Source organism: Ruegeria sp. YKSD163, from assembly GCF_059612905.1.
The window spans coordinates 45490-59454 of sequence record NZ_JBXWRM010000013.1 but is presented as its reverse complement, the minus strand read 5'-3'; the positions used below and the strand labels follow the sequence as shown (position 1 = coordinate 59454).

Sequence of the window (13965 nt, the reverse complement as noted above, 5' to 3'; positions counted from 1 at the left end):
GGGCGCGGGGTTACCCCGCGCTGGCCAGATCGCGGATCAGCGCGTTCAGGTCGCCCTTGCGTCGATCCAGCATCGAGCCGATCTCGGTGCGCTCGGTCAACAACAGGTTCACCCCTTCGATGAACATGTTGAAGAACTTGTCCTTGCCGGATTTGTCCGAAACCAGAAAGGTCACGTCAAACGGGGCCTGACCTTGCAGCTTGACCGAGGTCTTGACCTCGTAACCTGCCTTGATCTTGCGCGCGGTCTTGACGGTCACCTCACCGCCGATGAACTCGCGGAACCGTTTGCCATATTTGCGCGAGATGTAACCCTGAAACGCTTGGGTAAAGGACCGCAGCTGCGCAGGAGAGGCGGTGCGTGCGTCTGGCCCCAACGCATAGCGCGCCATGATCGGCACATCGCCGTAGCGCACAAACAGTTTCTCGAAATCGCGGATCATCGCGCTTTCGGACTTTCCCGAGGCGATGACACGGTTGATCTCTTTCACCACTTCGTTGACCAGCGAGGCCGCGCGTGCCTCGGTAAGGGCCAAGGCCGGCAGCGGCAGCGCCAGCGTGGTAAGGCCGACACAGACGGTGGAAACGAAAGAGCGGCGGGAAAAGAGCTTACTCGGCATAAGGGTCCTCGTAGGGGTCGGTCACTTCGGTAGAGCCGGGATCCGCATAGGGGTCGGTGTAGAGACCCAGATAGGCATCCTCGTCATCGCCTGCCAGTTCAAATCGGCGGTTTTGCAGATAGATCAAACGAAGCTGGGCGTAACTGTCGGAGCTGCCATAGAGAATCGAATCGACTGTATCGGAGTAGAGACCGCGATCACCCAGCCGCCGGACGATTTCCGCATAAAGACCAAGGTTGTTGATCGGGCGTGTCGGGGCAAAGTCCACGGGATTGGTGAACAGATTGACAAAAACGCCGACTGCATCGCGTGTGGTGGACGGGCCATAGAGCGGCAGTTCCAGATAGGGGCCTTCGGCAAAGCCCCAGGCATGCAGGGTTTCGCCGAAATCGGTATCGGCGCGCGGGATCTCGAAATCGCTGGCCGGATCGGCCAGTCCGGCAAAGCCGACCGTCGAGTTCACCGCGAAGCGGAACAGCGTGGTGCCCATTTCCTTGGGCTTTCCCTGCAACAGATAGTCCACCGCCTGTCCGGGCAGCGACAGGTTTTCCGCGAACATGTTGAATGAATTCACCATCGGACGGGGCACTACCGTCACATAGCCTTTGGCCGCTGGGCGGAAAAACGCCTTGTCGACCCCCCGGTTGAAGTTGTGTATCGCTCGGTTTGTGTTTTCATAAGGGTCATGGACCCGCCCGCCGCCGTTCGAATCCGGGGCCGGCCCGGCACAGGCAGTCAGGACCGCAAGCAAAGGGACAAGGCTGAACCGAAAGATGGAGATTGAGAGTTTGGGCATGGCGGTCTCAGTGCGTAACCTGCGAGCTGATATTCGATTCGGGCTTGAAATGAGCGTGGCTAGGATGTGTTTCTACGGATGCATTGGAGACACATAGTTTATCTTCCCGGGATTTGAAACAGGGTCGGTTCTATCCCGCCCTGTGGATATCGTAAATGTGTCCCAGTCTAGGATGCGCAAAGTTGGAACCAGGGTGACATGAAACCAAAATCATATCTGCACGGTGCCGAGGAGCTGCGCGCCGCGCGCCGGCAAAGCCGAGGACTCTATTGGTTCGTTGCCTTGTTCAGCTTCTTTGCCAACCTTCTGATGCTGACTGGGCCGCTCTACATGTTGCAGGTCTACGACCGCGTGCTGGGCAGTCGGTCGGAACAGACACTGGTGGCGCTGTCGCTGCTGGTGGTATTTCTCTATGGCGTCATGGGCATACTGGATTACACGCGGGGCCGGGTGATGTCGCGCGCCGGCGCCCGGTTTCAGGAGGCGCTGGACCAGCGCGTGTTCGATGCCATGGTGCGGCGGTCAGCGGTGGCACAGGATCCGGTGGCGCAAACCGGACTGGCCGATCTCGAATCGGTGCAGCGCTTCATCGCCTCGCCGGTCGCGATGGCGATATTCGACATGCCATGGACACCGATCTTTTTGTTCGCGATCGCGATTTTTCATCCCTGGCTTGGCCTGTTGGCCGTCGTCGGCGGAGCGTTGCTGATCGCGATTACGGGATTCAACCAGCTGTTCTCGCGCAAACCTGCCCTGCACGCCGCCATTGCGAGCAACCGTGCCAGCAAGATGGGCGACGAGATTCGCACCGAGGCCGAGACGATCCAATCCATGGGCATGCGCGGTGCGGCGTTTGGCAGGTGGCGCAAGGCCCGCTTGGCATCGCTGAACGACGGGCTCACTGCTGGCGATGTCATGGGGCGGTTTTCGACCCTGACCAAGACGCTGCGCCTGTTTCTGCAATCCGCGATGCTGGGTCTTGGGGCCTATCTCGTGTTGCAGGGAGAGGTGACACCGGGTGCGATGATCGCCGCCTCGATCCTGATGGGGCGAGCGCTGGCACCGGTCGAGATGATGGTGAACCAGTGGCAGGTGGTTCAGCGCGCGCTCAAGGGTTGGTCGGGCCTGAGCGAGTTGCTTGAGAAGGTTCCGCCAGAGAACAAGCGCATGGACCTGCCGAAGCCCAAGGCGAAACTGGACGTGCAGTCGCTGACCGTGGTGCCGCCGGGGGACACGCGGGCGCAGTTGAAGACGGTCAGTTTCACGGTACAGCCGGGACAGGCGGTCGGGGTGATCGGCCCATCGGGCTCGGGCAAGTCGACGCTTGCGCGTGCGCTGACCGGCGTTTGGCGGCCCGCGGGTGGTACGGTGCGGCTCGATGGTGCCGCGCTCGACCAGTACGACGCCGATGTTCTGGGCCAGCATATCGGATATCTGCCGCAACGGGTGCAACTGTTCGAGGGAACGATCGCCGAGAACATAGCGCGGCTCAGTGGCACGCCGGACCCCGAAAAGGTGGTCGCCGCCGCGACCAAAGCTGCCGTGCATGAAATGATCCTGCAACTGCCGAATGGCTATGACACGCATATCACCGCCGGAGGCGGGCGTCTGTCGGGCGGCCAGATGCAACGGGTCGGCCTGGCTCGTGCGCTCTATGATGATCCGGTGATCGTCATACTGGACGAGCCGAATTCGAACCTCGACAACGAAGGTTCGGTTGCGCTGAACAAGGCGATCAAATCTCTCAAGGAGGCTGGCAAGTCCGTGCTGATCATGGCCCACCGTCCCGCCGCTATTGCGGAATGCGACATGCTTTTGGTTCTCGATCATGGGACGCGCGTGGCCTTTGGTCCGAAGGACAAGGTGCTGCGTGAGATGGTGACCAACCATCAGGTTATTCAGCAGAACAAGACCATGGGGGGCGTCCGATGAGCGCGCAAGACTTCTCGGCCCGCAAACCCATCATTCTGGGCCTGATCGGACTTCTGGTGTTGGTTGGCGGGTTTGGTACTTGGGCGGTGCTCAGCCAGATCGCGGGCGCGGTGGTTGCAAGTGGCCGTATCGAAGTGGATCGTAACCGACAGGTAGTGCAGCATCTCGATGGTGGTGTGGTGGCCGAGATTCTTGTGGACGAGGGCGACACCGTCGCCGAGGGGCAAACGCTGATTCGGCTCGACGCCAATCTGCTGACCTCGCAATTGCTGATCACCGAGGGCCAGCTGTTCGAACTGATGGCCCGGCGTGGCCGGCTCGAGGCCGAGCGCGATGGCAACACACAGATCGTGTTCGACGAGGAACTGCTGGAGGCGGCGCGCGGTCGCGCCGAAGTGGCCGAACTGATCGATGGTCAGGAACGTCTGTTCCGGGCGCGGCAGGAATCGGTCACCAAGGAAACCGAACAGCTTGAAAAGCGGCGCGGCCAGATCGGCAATCAGATCGAGGGGATCGTGGCGCAACAACGCTCGCGCCGGTCGCAGCTGGAACTGATCGAGCAGGAGTTGATCAGCCAGCAATCGCTGCTGGACAAGGGGCTGGCACAGGCAGGGAGGGTTCTGAGTCTCGAACGGACCAAGGCCGAGCTTGAAGGGGAGCTGGGCGAGTTGATTGCCTCGCAGGCGCAGCAAGAGGGGCGCATCACCGAGATCGACATCGAGATTCTGAAGCTGGGCACGACCCAGCGCGAGGAGGCGATCACACAGCTACGCGATTTGCAATATCGCGAGCTGGAAGTGGCCGAGCAGCGCCGCTCGATGCGGGAACAGCTGTCGCGGCTGGATATCAAGGCCCCGGTCTCGGGCATCGTCTATGGCTTGCAGGTGCATACGCCGCGCTCGGTCATCCGCCCTGCCGATCCGGTTCTGTTTCTGGTGCCGCAGGACCGACCTCTGGTCATCGCGGCACGGGTCGAAACCATCCATATCGACCAGATCCATCTGGGCCAGCCGGTGACCTTGCGGTTTTCTGCGCTGGATCAGCGCCTGACACCCGAACTGATCGGGACCGTGACGCAGGTTTCGGCAGACGCCTTTGTCGACGAGGCCAGCCAGGCCTCTTACTATCGCACCGAGATCCAGCTTAACGAAGGTGAGGCCGACAAGCTGCCCGAGGGGGCCGTGCTGATCCCCGGCATGCCGGTTGAGGCCTTTATCCGCACTGCGGATCAATCGCCGATCTACTATCTGGTCAAGCCGCTGGCGGATTATTTCACCAAGGCGTTCAGGGAAACCTGATCTTTGGCCCTTTTCGTGGCGGACGTTCCCGGCTAGCGTCCGCCCGTCAATGCGAACAGGAGGACGCACGCCATGGGATATGAGGACAAGCTGGCCAGCCTGGGGGTGACCCTGCCCAATGCGCCGGCACCGGCGGCCAACTACGTGCCTTTCGTCAAGATCGGCAATACCGTCTATGTCTCGGGTCAGATATCGAATGACGAGAATGGCCTGATCACCGGCAAGCTGGGCGATGACATGGAGGTCGATGCCGGTGCCGCCGCCGCTAAGCGCTGTGCGATCAATCTGCTGGCGCAGGTCAAGGCGGCCTGTGGTGGAGATCTCGACCAACTGGTGCGGGTGATCAAACTGACCGGTTTCGTTAACTCGACCGCCGATTTCACCGCGCAGCCGCAGGTGATCAACGGCGCCTCCGATTTCCTGGTTGAGGCGCTGGGCGAAGCCGGGCGGCATTCGCGTTCCGCCGTTAGCGCGGCTGCGCTGCCGCTGGGCGTTGCGGTCGAAATCGAAGGTATCTTCGAGGTCAAATGACGCCAGCACTGCCCGCCGCCCTGCTGGGGCGGCCCATCGCGCATCGCGGATATCACGACATCGCCGCCGGGCGGCCCGAGAACAGCCGCGCGGCCATCCGCGCGGCAATCGGGGTTGGCTATGGGATCGAGATCGACCTTCAGCTGACACGCGACGGGCAGGCGATGGTGTTCCACGATTATGACATGGACCGGCTCACAGGCCGGTCCGGCCCGATCCGCCAGATCTCCGCTGCCGAGGCCGCTGGAATTGCGCTGTTGCATGGCGATGGCGAGGGCATCCCGACGTTGACCGAAATCCTCAACCTGGTGGCTGGTCGGGTGTCGCTGCTGATCGAACTCAAGGATCAGGATGGCAGCATGGGCCCGGATGTGGGGCCGCTGGAACAAGCCACCGCCGAGGCGTTGAGGGGATATCAGGGTCCGGCTGCCGTCATGTCCTTCAACCCGCACAGTATTGCGGCAATGGCGCGGTTTGCCCCCGATCTGCCGCGTGGGTTGGTAACCAGCGCCTACGATCCCGCCGAATGGCCGCTTTCGCTGGCGACTTGCGAGCGGCTGCGCGATATCCCCGACTACGACCGGGTTGGTGCCAGCTTCATCAGTCACGAGGTCGAGGACCTTGCCCGCCCGCGCGTGGCCGAGTTGAAGGCGCGTGGTGTGCCGGTTCTGTGCTGGACGGTACGCTCGCCAGAGCAAGAGGCCGAGGCACGCCGGATTGCCGACAATATCACCTTCGAAGGCTACGCGGCTTGATCCCTCCGCGCGGGACCACAGATTAACCGGCAAGGAGGCCGGCATGGATCAGGCGCAGATCGAGGTTCAGATAGTGCCGTCGCTGACTGGGATCGCGGCGGCGGACTGGGACGCCTGCGCCTGTCCTGAAAGTGCCGATGGCGGCCCGCCGCGTGACCCGTTCACGACTTACCGCTTCCTGAACGCGCTGGAGGAGAGCGGATCGGTCGGGCGCGGCACTGGCTGGCAGCCGCAATATCTGACCGCCCATCTGGACGGAATGATGATCGCCGTCGCGCCGATGTATGTGAAATCCCACAGCCAGGGCGAATACATCTTCGACCACAGTTGGGCCCATGCCTATGAACGGGCTGGCGGGCGCTATTACCCCAAGCTCCAGATCACTGTGCCTTTCACACCCGCGACCGGCCGGCGCCTGCTGGTGCGTCCAGGATACGAGGGCATCGGCCAATCGGCGCTCGTGCAGGGCGCGGTGGAACTGGCGGCCAACAACAATGTTTCCAGCCTGCATGTCACTTTCTGCACCGAGGCAGAGGCCGAGGCGGGCGCCAAGATGGGCTTGATGCACCGGGTCTCGCAACAGTTTCACTGGGTCAATGACGGCTATGCCGATTTCGACGGTTTTCTGGCGGCCTTGTCGTCGCGCAAGCGCAAGGCGATCCGCAAGGAGCGCGCCCAGGCGCAGGGGTTCGGTGGCCAGATCCGTGCGTTGACCGGCGGTGATCTCAGACCCGAACACTGGGATGCCTTCTGGCGCTTCTACCAGGACACCGGCGCGCGCAAATGGGGCTCGCCCTATCTGACGCGGGCGTTCTTCGACATCGCCCATCAGACCATGGCCGATGACATGGTGCTGGTGCTGGCCGAACGCGACGGGCATCCGGTTGCAGGGGCGTTGAATTTCATCGGGCGCGAAGCGCTTTTCGGCCGCTATTGGGGTTGCGTCGAACATCACCCCTGCCTGCATTTCGAACTGTGCTATTATCGCGCCATCGACTGGGCCATCGCGCATGGGCTGACGCGGGTCGAAGCCGGGGCGCAGGGTGAGCACAAGCTGGCGCGCGGCTATCTGCCAGCGGTGACGCACAGCCTGCATTGGGTTGGCGACCCGGGCTTTGCCGATGCGGTGGCCCGGTATCTGGAGGCGGAGCGCGCGGCAGTGGATGAAGAGATCGAGATCTTGACCGATTACGGCCCATTCAGACGGGCACAAGTAGAGGAGCGGGAATGACCGAACGTTTGTCCGAAGAAACCCGGGGGCCGCTGTTGGGGCCGCTCTTTGCCAATGGCTGGACCATGGTCGATGGTCGTGATGCGATCACCAAGACTTTTGCCTTTGACAATTTCGTCGAGGCGATGGGCTGGATGATGCGGGTGGCGATCTGGGCCGAGAAATGGAACCACCATCCCGAATGGTCGAATGTCTATGGCAGGGTGGCGGTGGTGCTGACCACCCATGATGTCGACGGGCTGAGCGCGCTGGACGCCAAGCTGGCTCGCAAGATGGACAGCCTCTGCTAGCGCGTCGCCTGTTTCCCGCCCCGCGCCGCTGTCCGCTCGGCCTGGCGCATCAGCTTTTGAAAACTGGGACAGTCCAGATGTGACGGCGCCGGGCAGTCGGCGACGTGTCTGAGTGTATCCTGTAACAGTTGCAGGCGCCGGATCTGACGTCCCAGATCGTCGGCGCGCGCGTGCAGCTCGTCGCGGGGCAGGTCGGGGCGCCCGTCCGCGCCCAGCATCTTTGCAATTTCGGGCAGGCTGAACCCGGCCGCCTTGCCCATCGAGATCAGGGTCAGCCGCAAGAGGGTCTGTGGCCCGTATTGCCGCCGCAGCCCTTTGCGCCCGATCGGCGCGATCAGCCCCTGTTCCTCGTAATAGCGCAACGTCGAAGGCAGCACGCCCGATTGCGCGGTAACCTCGCCGATATCCAGAATTTTCACGGTTGACCTCAAGTTGGCTTGAATTCGCAGAGTGCGAGCCTGATGCGAATGAAGCAAGAGGTCGATCATGAAATCCCCCGTCGAAACCACACCTGTCGGCGTCGTCTGGCGCGACCGGCGGGCGCAGGCGCTTCTGCTGGCGGCCACGCTGACCATCATGGCAAACGCCACGATCAGCCCGGCCCTGCCTGGGCTGAAACGCGAATTCGCCACCCACCCGCAGGTCGATCTGCTGACCCGGTTGCTGGTGTCTGCGCCCTCGCTTGCAGTGGTGTTCGTCGCGCCGCTGGTTGGTGTGCTGTCCGACCGGATCGGGCGGCGCGGCTTGCTTGTCTGGGGCATCGCCCTCTTTGTTCTTGCGGGCAGTGCCGGACTGGTGCTGCCGAGCTTGGAGAGCATGCTGGTAAGCCGCTTGATTCTGGGTATCGCGGTGGCCGCGATCATCACCACCCAGACCGCATTGATAGGGGATTACTTCAGCGGTGCGGCGCGGGCGGCGCTGACCAGCTTGCAAACCTCGGCGCGCAATTTCGGTGGTTTTGCATTCATCTCGACTGCCGGGGTGCTGGCGACTCTGTCGCCGCGATTGCCCTTTGCCATCTATGCCTTGCCGCTGCTGATCTTACCTTTTGTCCTGCGCGCCTTGCCGCGCCCTGCCCGACAGCCGACTACGCAGGAGGGAGATGCGCCAAAGGCGGAGGGACACCCACAATGGCGCCTGATTCTGACTGGACTGCTGCTGTTCCAGATAGTTAACAACATGACCTTCTTCATCATGCCGACGCAGATCCCGTTCTACCTGGACGCTCTGGGCCATGAAAGCACGGTAATGACCGGTACAGTGCTGGACCTGCTGACGCTGGCCGGAGGGCTGGCGGCGCTGGTCTACGGCCGACTTACCACCCGGATAGGGCGCGCGGGGGTCTGGGCACTCGGATATGGCGCCATGGCGATGGGCATGATCGCCGTCGGCGCCAAGGCAGGGCTGCCCGTGATGCTGGCTGGAGCCGTTGCAATTGGTACCGGCTTCGCCTGGGTATTGCCCGTCTTTGTCACCGTGATGCTGGCGATTGCACCGGTACGGCACCGGGGGACCGCCGGGGGCCTGCTGACCACGGCCATCTTCCTGGGCCAGGTCCTTTCACCATTCGTGAGTCTGCCCATCATCGCCGCTATAGGTTTTTACGGGCTCTACCTAGGGGCCGGTGCCCTGCTGGCGACGATCAGCGCGCTGGCGCTGATCGCGGGTGTTTTGCAGCGCAGGCACATTTGCGCCCACACGGCCTGTGGTGTCAGATCTGCTCCAGCAGCTCTTCGCCCACGGTCAGCTTGCAGGCGCCCGCCTCTTCTTCGAGGTTCAGAACCTTCACCACCCCATCCTCGGCCATCAGGGCAAAGCGCTGGCAGCGGTCGTAGAGGCCCACAACCGGCGCGCTGAACGCCAGCCCGATTGCCTTGGTGAACTCGGCAGTCGGGTCGGCCAGCATGGTGATACCGGCCTCGGCCGCGCCGCTTTGCTGGCCCCAGGCCGTCATCACGAACGGGTCGTTCACGGAAACGCAGATCACCTCGTCCACGCCCTTGTCGGCCAAGGCCTGACGGGTGCGGATGAAACTGGGCAGATGTGTCATGGAGCAGCCACGGGTAAAGGCGCCCGGCAGGCCGAACATCACCACCTTGCGGCCCTTGAGCTTGGCACCGAGATCGACCGACTCGGGGCCCGTGTCACTGAAGACCATAAATGTGGCGTCCGGCAGCGTATCTCCGACTGAAATCATCCTCGTGAACCTCTCTGTTGGATTTGCGGAACTCGTCCCTCCGGCATATAGCTGTCAGATATGACAAGGCCATGGGAAAAAGCGGGGCAGGCAGAGTGATGAGCCATATCGTTGTGATCGGTGCAGGACAGGCAGGGGCGTCTCTGGTCGCGCGGCTGCGCAAGGACGGGTTTGCGGGCGAGATCACCCTGATCGGCGCCGAAGCGGTTCCGCCCTATCAGCGCCCACCGCTCAGCAAAGCCTATCTGCTGGGCGAGATGGAAAAAGAGCGGCTGTTCCTGCGGCCCGAGAGTTTCTATGCCGAGCAGAACATCGCCCTGCGTCTGAACGCGCGGGTGAGTGCCATCGACCCGGCGGCCAAGACCGTTTCGCTGGGTGACGAGGTCATCTCTTACGACCAGCTGGCGCTGACCACCGGGTCCGAACCGCGGCGCCTGCCCGCCGCCATCGGTGGCGATCTGGCGGGTGTGCATGTGGTGCGCGATCTGGCCGATATCGACGCAATGGCCCCTGCGGTGACCGAAGGCGCCCGCGCGCTGATCGTTGGGGGCGGGTATATCGGGCTTGAGGCTGCTGCCGTCTGTGCCAAGCGCGGGGTCCAGGTGACGCTGGTCGAAATGGCCGACCGTATCCTGCAACGGGTCGCGGCGCCTGAGACCAGCGCCTACTTCCGCGCGCTTCATACCGGCCACGGGGTCGATATCCGCGAGGGTGTGGGCCTGACCCGACTGACCGGCGCGCAAGGCCGCGTGAGCAGCGCGGTGCTGACGGACGGAAGCGAATTGCCGGTCGATTTCGTGGTGGTCGGCGTCGGCATCGCGCCCGCAACCGCGCTGGCCGAGGCCGCGGGTCTGGCGCTGGAAAACGGCATCCGCACCGATGCGCAGGGCCGCACATCGGACCCGTCGATCTGGGCGGCGGGCGATTGCGCCTCGTTCCCCTACAAGGGCGGACGCATCCGGCTGGAAAGCGTGCCCAACGCCATCGACCAGGCCGAAACCGTGGCACAGAACATGCTGGGCGCGGGCAAGGATTATGTGGCGCAGCCGTGGTTCTGGTCCGACCAATATGACGTCAAGTTGCAGATCGCCGGGCTGAACACCGGGTATAACCGTGTGGTGACACGTCCAGGCGAAGGGCAGACCGTGTCTTTCTGGTATTACACCGGTGACCAGTTGGTGGCGGTCGACGCCATGAATGACCCGCGCGCCTATATGGTCGGCAAGCGGCTGATCGACAGCGGCAAGACCGCCGATCCGGCCATTGTTGCCGATCCATCGGCGGATCTGAAGCCGCTGCTCAAGGCGTGAGGATCATCGCGGGCGCATTCCGGGGCCGGGCGCTGGCCTCGGTCGGCAAGGGCGATGCGGGGGCGCATCTGCGCCCCACCACCGACCGCGTCCGCGAAAGCCTGTTCAGCGTGCTCACCCATCTCGATGTGATCGAGGATGCGCAGGTGCTCGACCTGTTTGCGGGTACCGGCGCGCTGGGGCTCGAGGCGCTGTCGCGCGGTGCATCCCATGTTACGTTTGTCGATGACGGGCGGGTGGCGCAGGGGCTGATCACCAAGAATATCAACCTGACCGGCAGCCGCGACCGGACCACGCTGATCCGCCGCGACGCCACGCGCCTTGGCCCCAATCCCGGCGCGCCCTGCGGGCTGATCTTTCTCGACCCGCCCTATGGCAAGGGCATGGGCGCCCGCGCCCTGGCCACCGCGCTGGCGGGCGGTTGGGTGGCCGATGACGCCCTGATCGTGTGGGAGGAAAGCGCCGCCATGCCCGCGCCCGAGGGGTTCACCCTCCATGATGCGCGCAAATATGGTGATACCCACATCTCCTTGATGTGGAGGGATGTTTCAGGGTGAAACAGGATCGGCATGCCGCCGCTTGCCGCTGGTTTGCCTCTGTCTTCCGTCCGCGTTAAGCCTCGACCGAATAACCCGGAGAACTCCATGCGACTAGAACTGGTGATATTCGATTGCGACGGGGTTCTGGTAGACAGCGAGCCAGCGTCGAACCGGATCATGGCGGAAAACCTGACGCGGCATGGGCTGCCGCTGACTGCGGAACAGTCGATGGAACTGTTCGTTGGCTGTTCCATGATCGGGGTACGGGAAAAGGCGATCAGCCTGGGTGCAGATCTGCCAGACGACTGGGTTGAGCAGGTCTATTCCGAGGAATACGCACGTCTGCGAAAGGGAGTGCCTCTGGTGACTGGTATCCCGGAATTGCTGAAAAGGTTGGATACCGCTGGAATCAGGTGTTGCGTGGCCTCTAACGGCAGCGAAGACAAGATGCGCATCACTCTGGGCCAAAACGGGTTGTGGGAGAGATTCCATCCCAACGCCATGTTTTCAGCGCATGAACTTGGTGTTTCCAAGCCGGATCCGGGTCTGTTCCAGACCGCTGCCAGACAATTCCAGGTGCAGGCAAGGGATTGCGTGGTGATCGAGGACAGCACCAGCGGTGTGACCGCCGCTATTCGGGCCGGAATGCGCTGCCTTGGTTTTGCCGCCCATGATGATGGCGCGCGGCTGCGCGAACTCGGGGCCGAAGTGTTTCACGAGATGGCCGAGGTTCCGGCGCTGCTGGGACTCTGACCTGTCCGTTCGCGCGCAACCTTCCAGCGGTTTCGCGCCTTGTCTTTCCTCTTGCTAAAAAATATTCCGGGGGTCCGGGGGCTGGCCCCCGGTTCCACCCTGTTCAGGCGTATGTCGGATGGAACTTGCCGCCCGGCGAGAGGGTGAAGATCTCGACCCCGTCTGCCGTCACGCCCACCGAATGCTCGAACTGTGCCGAAAGCGACTTGTCACGAGTGACCGCAGTCCAGTCATCGGCCAGCGTCTTGGTCTCGGGACGGCCCAGGTTCACCATCGGTTCGATGGTGAAGAACATGCCCTCTTCCAACACCGCGCCGGTGCCGGGGCGGCCATAGTGCAGCACGTTGGGCGGCGCATGGAATACCTGACCCAGTCCATGCCCACAGAAATCGCGGACCACTGACATGCGATGCGCCTCGACATAGGCCTGGATCGCGTGGCCGATATCGCCGAACGTGTTGCCCGGCTTGACCATCTCGATGCCTTTGAACAGGGCGTCATGGGTCACCTGGATCAAACGCTCGGCCTTGCGTGGCAGCTTGCCCGCCACATACATCCGGCTGGTATCGCCGAACCAGCCATCGACGATCACGGTCACGTCGATGTTCAGGATGTCGCCATCGTTTAACCGCTTGTCGCCGGGAATCCCGTGGCAGACCACGTGGTTGACAGAGATGCAGCTGGCGTGCTGATAGCCCTTGTACCCGATGGTTGCCGATTTCGCGCCGGCGGCCTCGACCATCTCGGTAATGATCCGGTCGATCTCGCCGGTGGTCTGTCCCGGAAAGACATGTTCCGCGATATCGTCCAGGATGCGCGCCGCAACCGCCCCTGCGGCATGCATGCCGGCAAAGTCCGCGGGTTCGTAGATGCGGATGCCATCCTTGGTCAGGCGGCCACGATGTTCCTTCATCGGTGCGGGGCTCCATTTGTTGCGCGCGGACCCTTGTTTACGCTGCTTGCGCAGAAAGTGCCAGAGGTCGCAGGGTCGCAATATGTCAAAGCATATCGGCGATTTCGACCCCTTCGGGCGAGATATGGGTGGTAAGGATCAGTTTTTCCACACCCCGCGCATGGGCCGTATCAAAGGCACGCGCATAGGTCGGGTCGATATCGGTGGCCAGCGCGAACCTGTCGCAATCGGTTCGCTGCAACAGATAAAGCATGATCGCGCGGTGTCCTTGCTCTGCCATTCTGGCCAGTTCCGCCAGATGTTTGGCGCCGCGTGCGGTCACGCTGTCGGGAAACTCGGCCAGGCCGGGCTGTCGGCTGAGTGTCACGCTTTTTACTTCGACATAGGCATCCGGCAGGCCCGGCTGGCTGAGCAGAAAGTCGATGCGGCTGTTCTGGCCGTATTTAACCTCGGGCCGGACCGTTTCATAGGCGGCAAGCGTCGGAATCGCACGACGTTCCAACGCCGCCTTTAGCGCGCGGTTTGGAATCGAGGTATCAACTCCGGTGAAATGCCCGTTTTCGTGATCGACCAGACGCCAGCCGAATTTCAGCTTCTTCTTGGGGTCGTCGTTGGGCTCCAGCCAGATTTTCATACCCGGTTCGGCCAGCCCCATCATCGACCCGGGATTGGCGCAATGGGCGGTCACCTCGCGCCCGTCGTCCAGCTGGCAGTCGGCCAGAAAGCGTTTATAGCGGCGGATCAGGCGGGCGGGGACAAGAGTTGTTTGAAAGCGCATGATCCCGGGCCTATACCTGCGGC

General features: G+C 62.7%; 15 protein-coding genes and 1 pseudogene. 10 read left to right on the top strand and 6 right to left on the bottom strand.

All coding sequences use genetic code 11. The annotated features are described in order from the left end of the window. Positions 1–10 precede the first annotated feature (10 nt). Positions 11–619 (bottom strand): MlaC/ttg2D family ABC transporter substrate-binding protein, encoded by a 609-nt coding sequence (locus AC2FNA_RS16850; RefSeq protein ID WP_496828492.1) that lies wholly within the window; start codon positions 617–619, stop codon positions 11–13. Further along, positions 609–1415: an MlaA family lipoprotein gene (locus AC2FNA_RS16845; RefSeq protein ID WP_496828490.1), complete on the bottom strand. Its 807-nt coding sequence runs from the start codon at positions 1413–1415 to the stop codon at positions 609–611. Before AC2FNA_RS16845 ends, AC2FNA_RS16850 begins: the two co-directional genes overlap by 11 nt. Before the next feature lie 198 nt (positions 1416–1613). Between AC2FNA_RS16845 and AC2FNA_RS16840 the strand changes: the two genes are divergently transcribed. The 6 genes from AC2FNA_RS16840 to AC2FNA_RS16815 all read left to right on the top strand — a co-directional run bounded on the left by AC2FNA_RS16840 (position 1614) and on the right by AC2FNA_RS16815 (position 7452). Beyond that, positions 1614–3347: a type I secretion system permease/ATPase gene (locus AC2FNA_RS16840; RefSeq protein WP_496828488.1), complete on the top strand. Its 1734-nt coding sequence runs from the start codon at positions 1614–1616 to the stop codon at positions 3345–3347. Further along, positions 3344–4645 (top strand): HlyD family type I secretion periplasmic adaptor subunit, encoded by a 1302-nt coding sequence (locus tag AC2FNA_RS16835; RefSeq protein ID WP_496828486.1) that lies wholly within the window; start codon positions 3344–3346, stop codon positions 4643–4645. The genes AC2FNA_RS16840 and AC2FNA_RS16835 overlap by 4 nt, the downstream gene beginning before the upstream one ends. Positions 4646–4717: 72 nt before the next feature. Continuing rightward, positions 4718–5176 carry a RidA family protein gene (locus AC2FNA_RS16830; protein ID WP_496828484.1) on the top strand — a complete coding sequence of 153 codons (459 nt, stop codon included), beginning with the start codon at positions 4718–4720 and terminating at the stop codon, positions 5174–5176. Beyond that, on the top strand, positions 5173–5931 hold the full coding sequence (locus AC2FNA_RS16825; RefSeq protein WP_496828482.1) for a glycerophosphodiester phosphodiesterase family protein: 759 nt from the start codon (positions 5173–5175) through the stop codon (positions 5929–5931). Before AC2FNA_RS16830 ends, AC2FNA_RS16825 begins: the two co-directional genes overlap by 4 nt. 43 nt (positions 5932–5974) lie before the next feature. Continuing rightward, complete coding sequence (locus AC2FNA_RS16820; RefSeq protein WP_496828480.1) at positions 5975–7162, top strand: GNAT family N-acetyltransferase; 1188 nt, start codon at positions 5975–5977, stop codon at positions 7160–7162. Continuing rightward, positions 7159–7452 (top strand): 4a-hydroxytetrahydrobiopterin dehydratase, encoded by a 294-nt coding sequence (locus AC2FNA_RS16815; RefSeq protein ID WP_234142348.1) that lies wholly within the window; start codon positions 7159–7161, stop codon positions 7450–7452. Before AC2FNA_RS16820 ends, AC2FNA_RS16815 begins: the two co-directional genes overlap by 4 nt. Here AC2FNA_RS16815 and AC2FNA_RS16810 read toward each other — a convergent pair. Then, positions 7449–7871 carry a helix-turn-helix domain-containing protein gene (locus AC2FNA_RS16810; protein ID WP_496828478.1) on the bottom strand — a complete coding sequence of 141 codons (423 nt, stop codon included), beginning with the start codon at positions 7869–7871 and terminating at the stop codon, positions 7449–7451. The genes AC2FNA_RS16815 and AC2FNA_RS16810 overlap by 4 nt on opposite strands. Positions 7872–7938: 67 nt before the next feature. On the opposite strand from AC2FNA_RS16810, the pseudogene AC2FNA_RS16805 reads away from it, so the two are divergent. Continuing rightward, positions 7939–9156, top strand: a pseudogene (locus AC2FNA_RS16805) (MFS transporter); the annotation flags it as partial. A gap of 7 nt (positions 9157–9163) precedes the next feature. Here AC2FNA_RS16805 and AC2FNA_RS16800 read toward each other — a convergent pair. Continuing rightward, positions 9164–9649, bottom strand: a complete 486-nt coding sequence (locus AC2FNA_RS16800; RefSeq protein WP_496828476.1) for a peroxiredoxin — start codon at positions 9647–9649, stop codon at positions 9164–9166. A gap of 98 nt (positions 9650–9747) precedes the next feature. Here AC2FNA_RS16800 and AC2FNA_RS16795 point away from each other — a divergent pair, with 98 nt between their 5' ends. The 3 genes from AC2FNA_RS16795 (at position 9748) to AC2FNA_RS16785 (ending at position 12251) form a co-directional block, all read left to right on the top strand. Then, a complete protein-coding gene (locus tag AC2FNA_RS16795) occupies positions 9748–10959 on the top strand; it encodes an NAD(P)/FAD-dependent oxidoreductase (protein WP_496828474.1) in 1212 nt (403 codons plus the stop codon). Continuing rightward, positions 10956–11516: a 16S rRNA (guanine(966)-N(2))-methyltransferase RsmD gene (rsmD, locus tag AC2FNA_RS16790; protein WP_496828472.1), complete on the top strand. Its 561-nt coding sequence runs from the start codon at positions 10956–10958 to the stop codon at positions 11514–11516. The genes AC2FNA_RS16795 and rsmD overlap by 4 nt, the downstream gene beginning before the upstream one ends. Before the next feature lie 87 nt (positions 11517–11603). Beyond that, on the top strand, positions 11604–12251 hold the full coding sequence (locus AC2FNA_RS16785; protein ID WP_496828470.1) for an HAD family hydrolase: 648 nt from the start codon (positions 11604–11606) through the stop codon (positions 12249–12251). A gap of 103 nt (positions 12252–12354) precedes the next feature. On the opposite strand, the gene map is transcribed toward AC2FNA_RS16785, so the two are convergent. Beyond that, entirely contained in the window at positions 12355–13164 is an 810-nt protein-coding gene (map, locus tag AC2FNA_RS16780; RefSeq protein WP_496828468.1) for a type I methionyl aminopeptidase, read from the bottom strand. Positions 13165–13249: 85 nt separating this feature from the next. After that, positions 13250–13942 carry a DNA/RNA nuclease SfsA gene (sfsA, locus tag AC2FNA_RS16775; RefSeq protein WP_496828466.1) on the bottom strand — a complete coding sequence of 231 codons (693 nt, stop codon included), beginning with the start codon at positions 13940–13942 and terminating at the stop codon, positions 13250–13252. Between the last annotated feature and the right edge of the window lie 23 nt (positions 13943–13965).

Excerpts from the sequence above, each read along its gene's own strand:
- AC2FNA_RS16800 (WP_496828476.1), bottom strand. The coding sequence starts at position 9,649 with ATGATTTCAGTCGGAGATACGCTGCCGGACGCCACATTTATGGTCTTC.
- AC2FNA_RS16825 (WP_496828482.1), top strand. The coding sequence starts at position 5,173 with ATGACGCCAGCACTGCCCGCCGCCCTGCTGGGGCGGCCCATCGCGCAT.
- AC2FNA_RS16845 (WP_496828490.1), bottom strand. The coding sequence starts at position 1,415 with ATGCCCAAACTCTCAATCTCCATCTTTCGGTTCAGCCTTGTCCCTTTG.
- AC2FNA_RS16850 (WP_496828492.1), bottom strand. The coding sequence starts at position 619 with ATGCCGAGTAAGCTCTTTTCCCGCCGCTCTTTCGTTTCCACCGTCTGT.
- map (WP_496828468.1), bottom strand. The coding sequence starts at position 13,164 with ATGAAGGAACATCGTGGCCGCCTGACCAAGGATGGCATCCGCATCTAC.
- sfsA (WP_496828466.1), bottom strand. The coding sequence starts at position 13,942 with ATGCGCTTTCAAACAACTCTTGTCCCCGCCCGCCTGATCCGCCGCTAT.
- AC2FNA_RS16795 (WP_496828474.1), top strand. The coding sequence starts at position 9,748 with ATGAGCCATATCGTTGTGATCGGTGCAGGACAGGCAGGGGCGTCTCTG.
- AC2FNA_RS16830 (WP_496828484.1), top strand. The coding sequence starts at position 4,718 with ATGGGATATGAGGACAAGCTGGCCAGCCTGGGGGTGACCCTGCCCAAT.
- AC2FNA_RS16835 (WP_496828486.1), top strand. The coding sequence starts at position 3,344 with ATGAGCGCGCAAGACTTCTCGGCCCGCAAACCCATCATTCTGGGCCTG.
- AC2FNA_RS16815 (WP_234142348.1), top strand. The coding sequence starts at position 7,159 with ATGACCGAACGTTTGTCCGAAGAAACCCGGGGGCCGCTGTTGGGGCCG.
- AC2FNA_RS16840 (WP_496828488.1), top strand. The coding sequence starts at position 1,614 with ATGAAACCAAAATCATATCTGCACGGTGCCGAGGAGCTGCGCGCCGCG.
- AC2FNA_RS16785 (WP_496828470.1), top strand. The coding sequence starts at position 11,604 with ATGCGACTAGAACTGGTGATATTCGATTGCGACGGGGTTCTGGTAGAC.
- AC2FNA_RS16820 (WP_496828480.1), top strand. The coding sequence starts at position 5,975 with ATGGATCAGGCGCAGATCGAGGTTCAGATAGTGCCGTCGCTGACTGGG.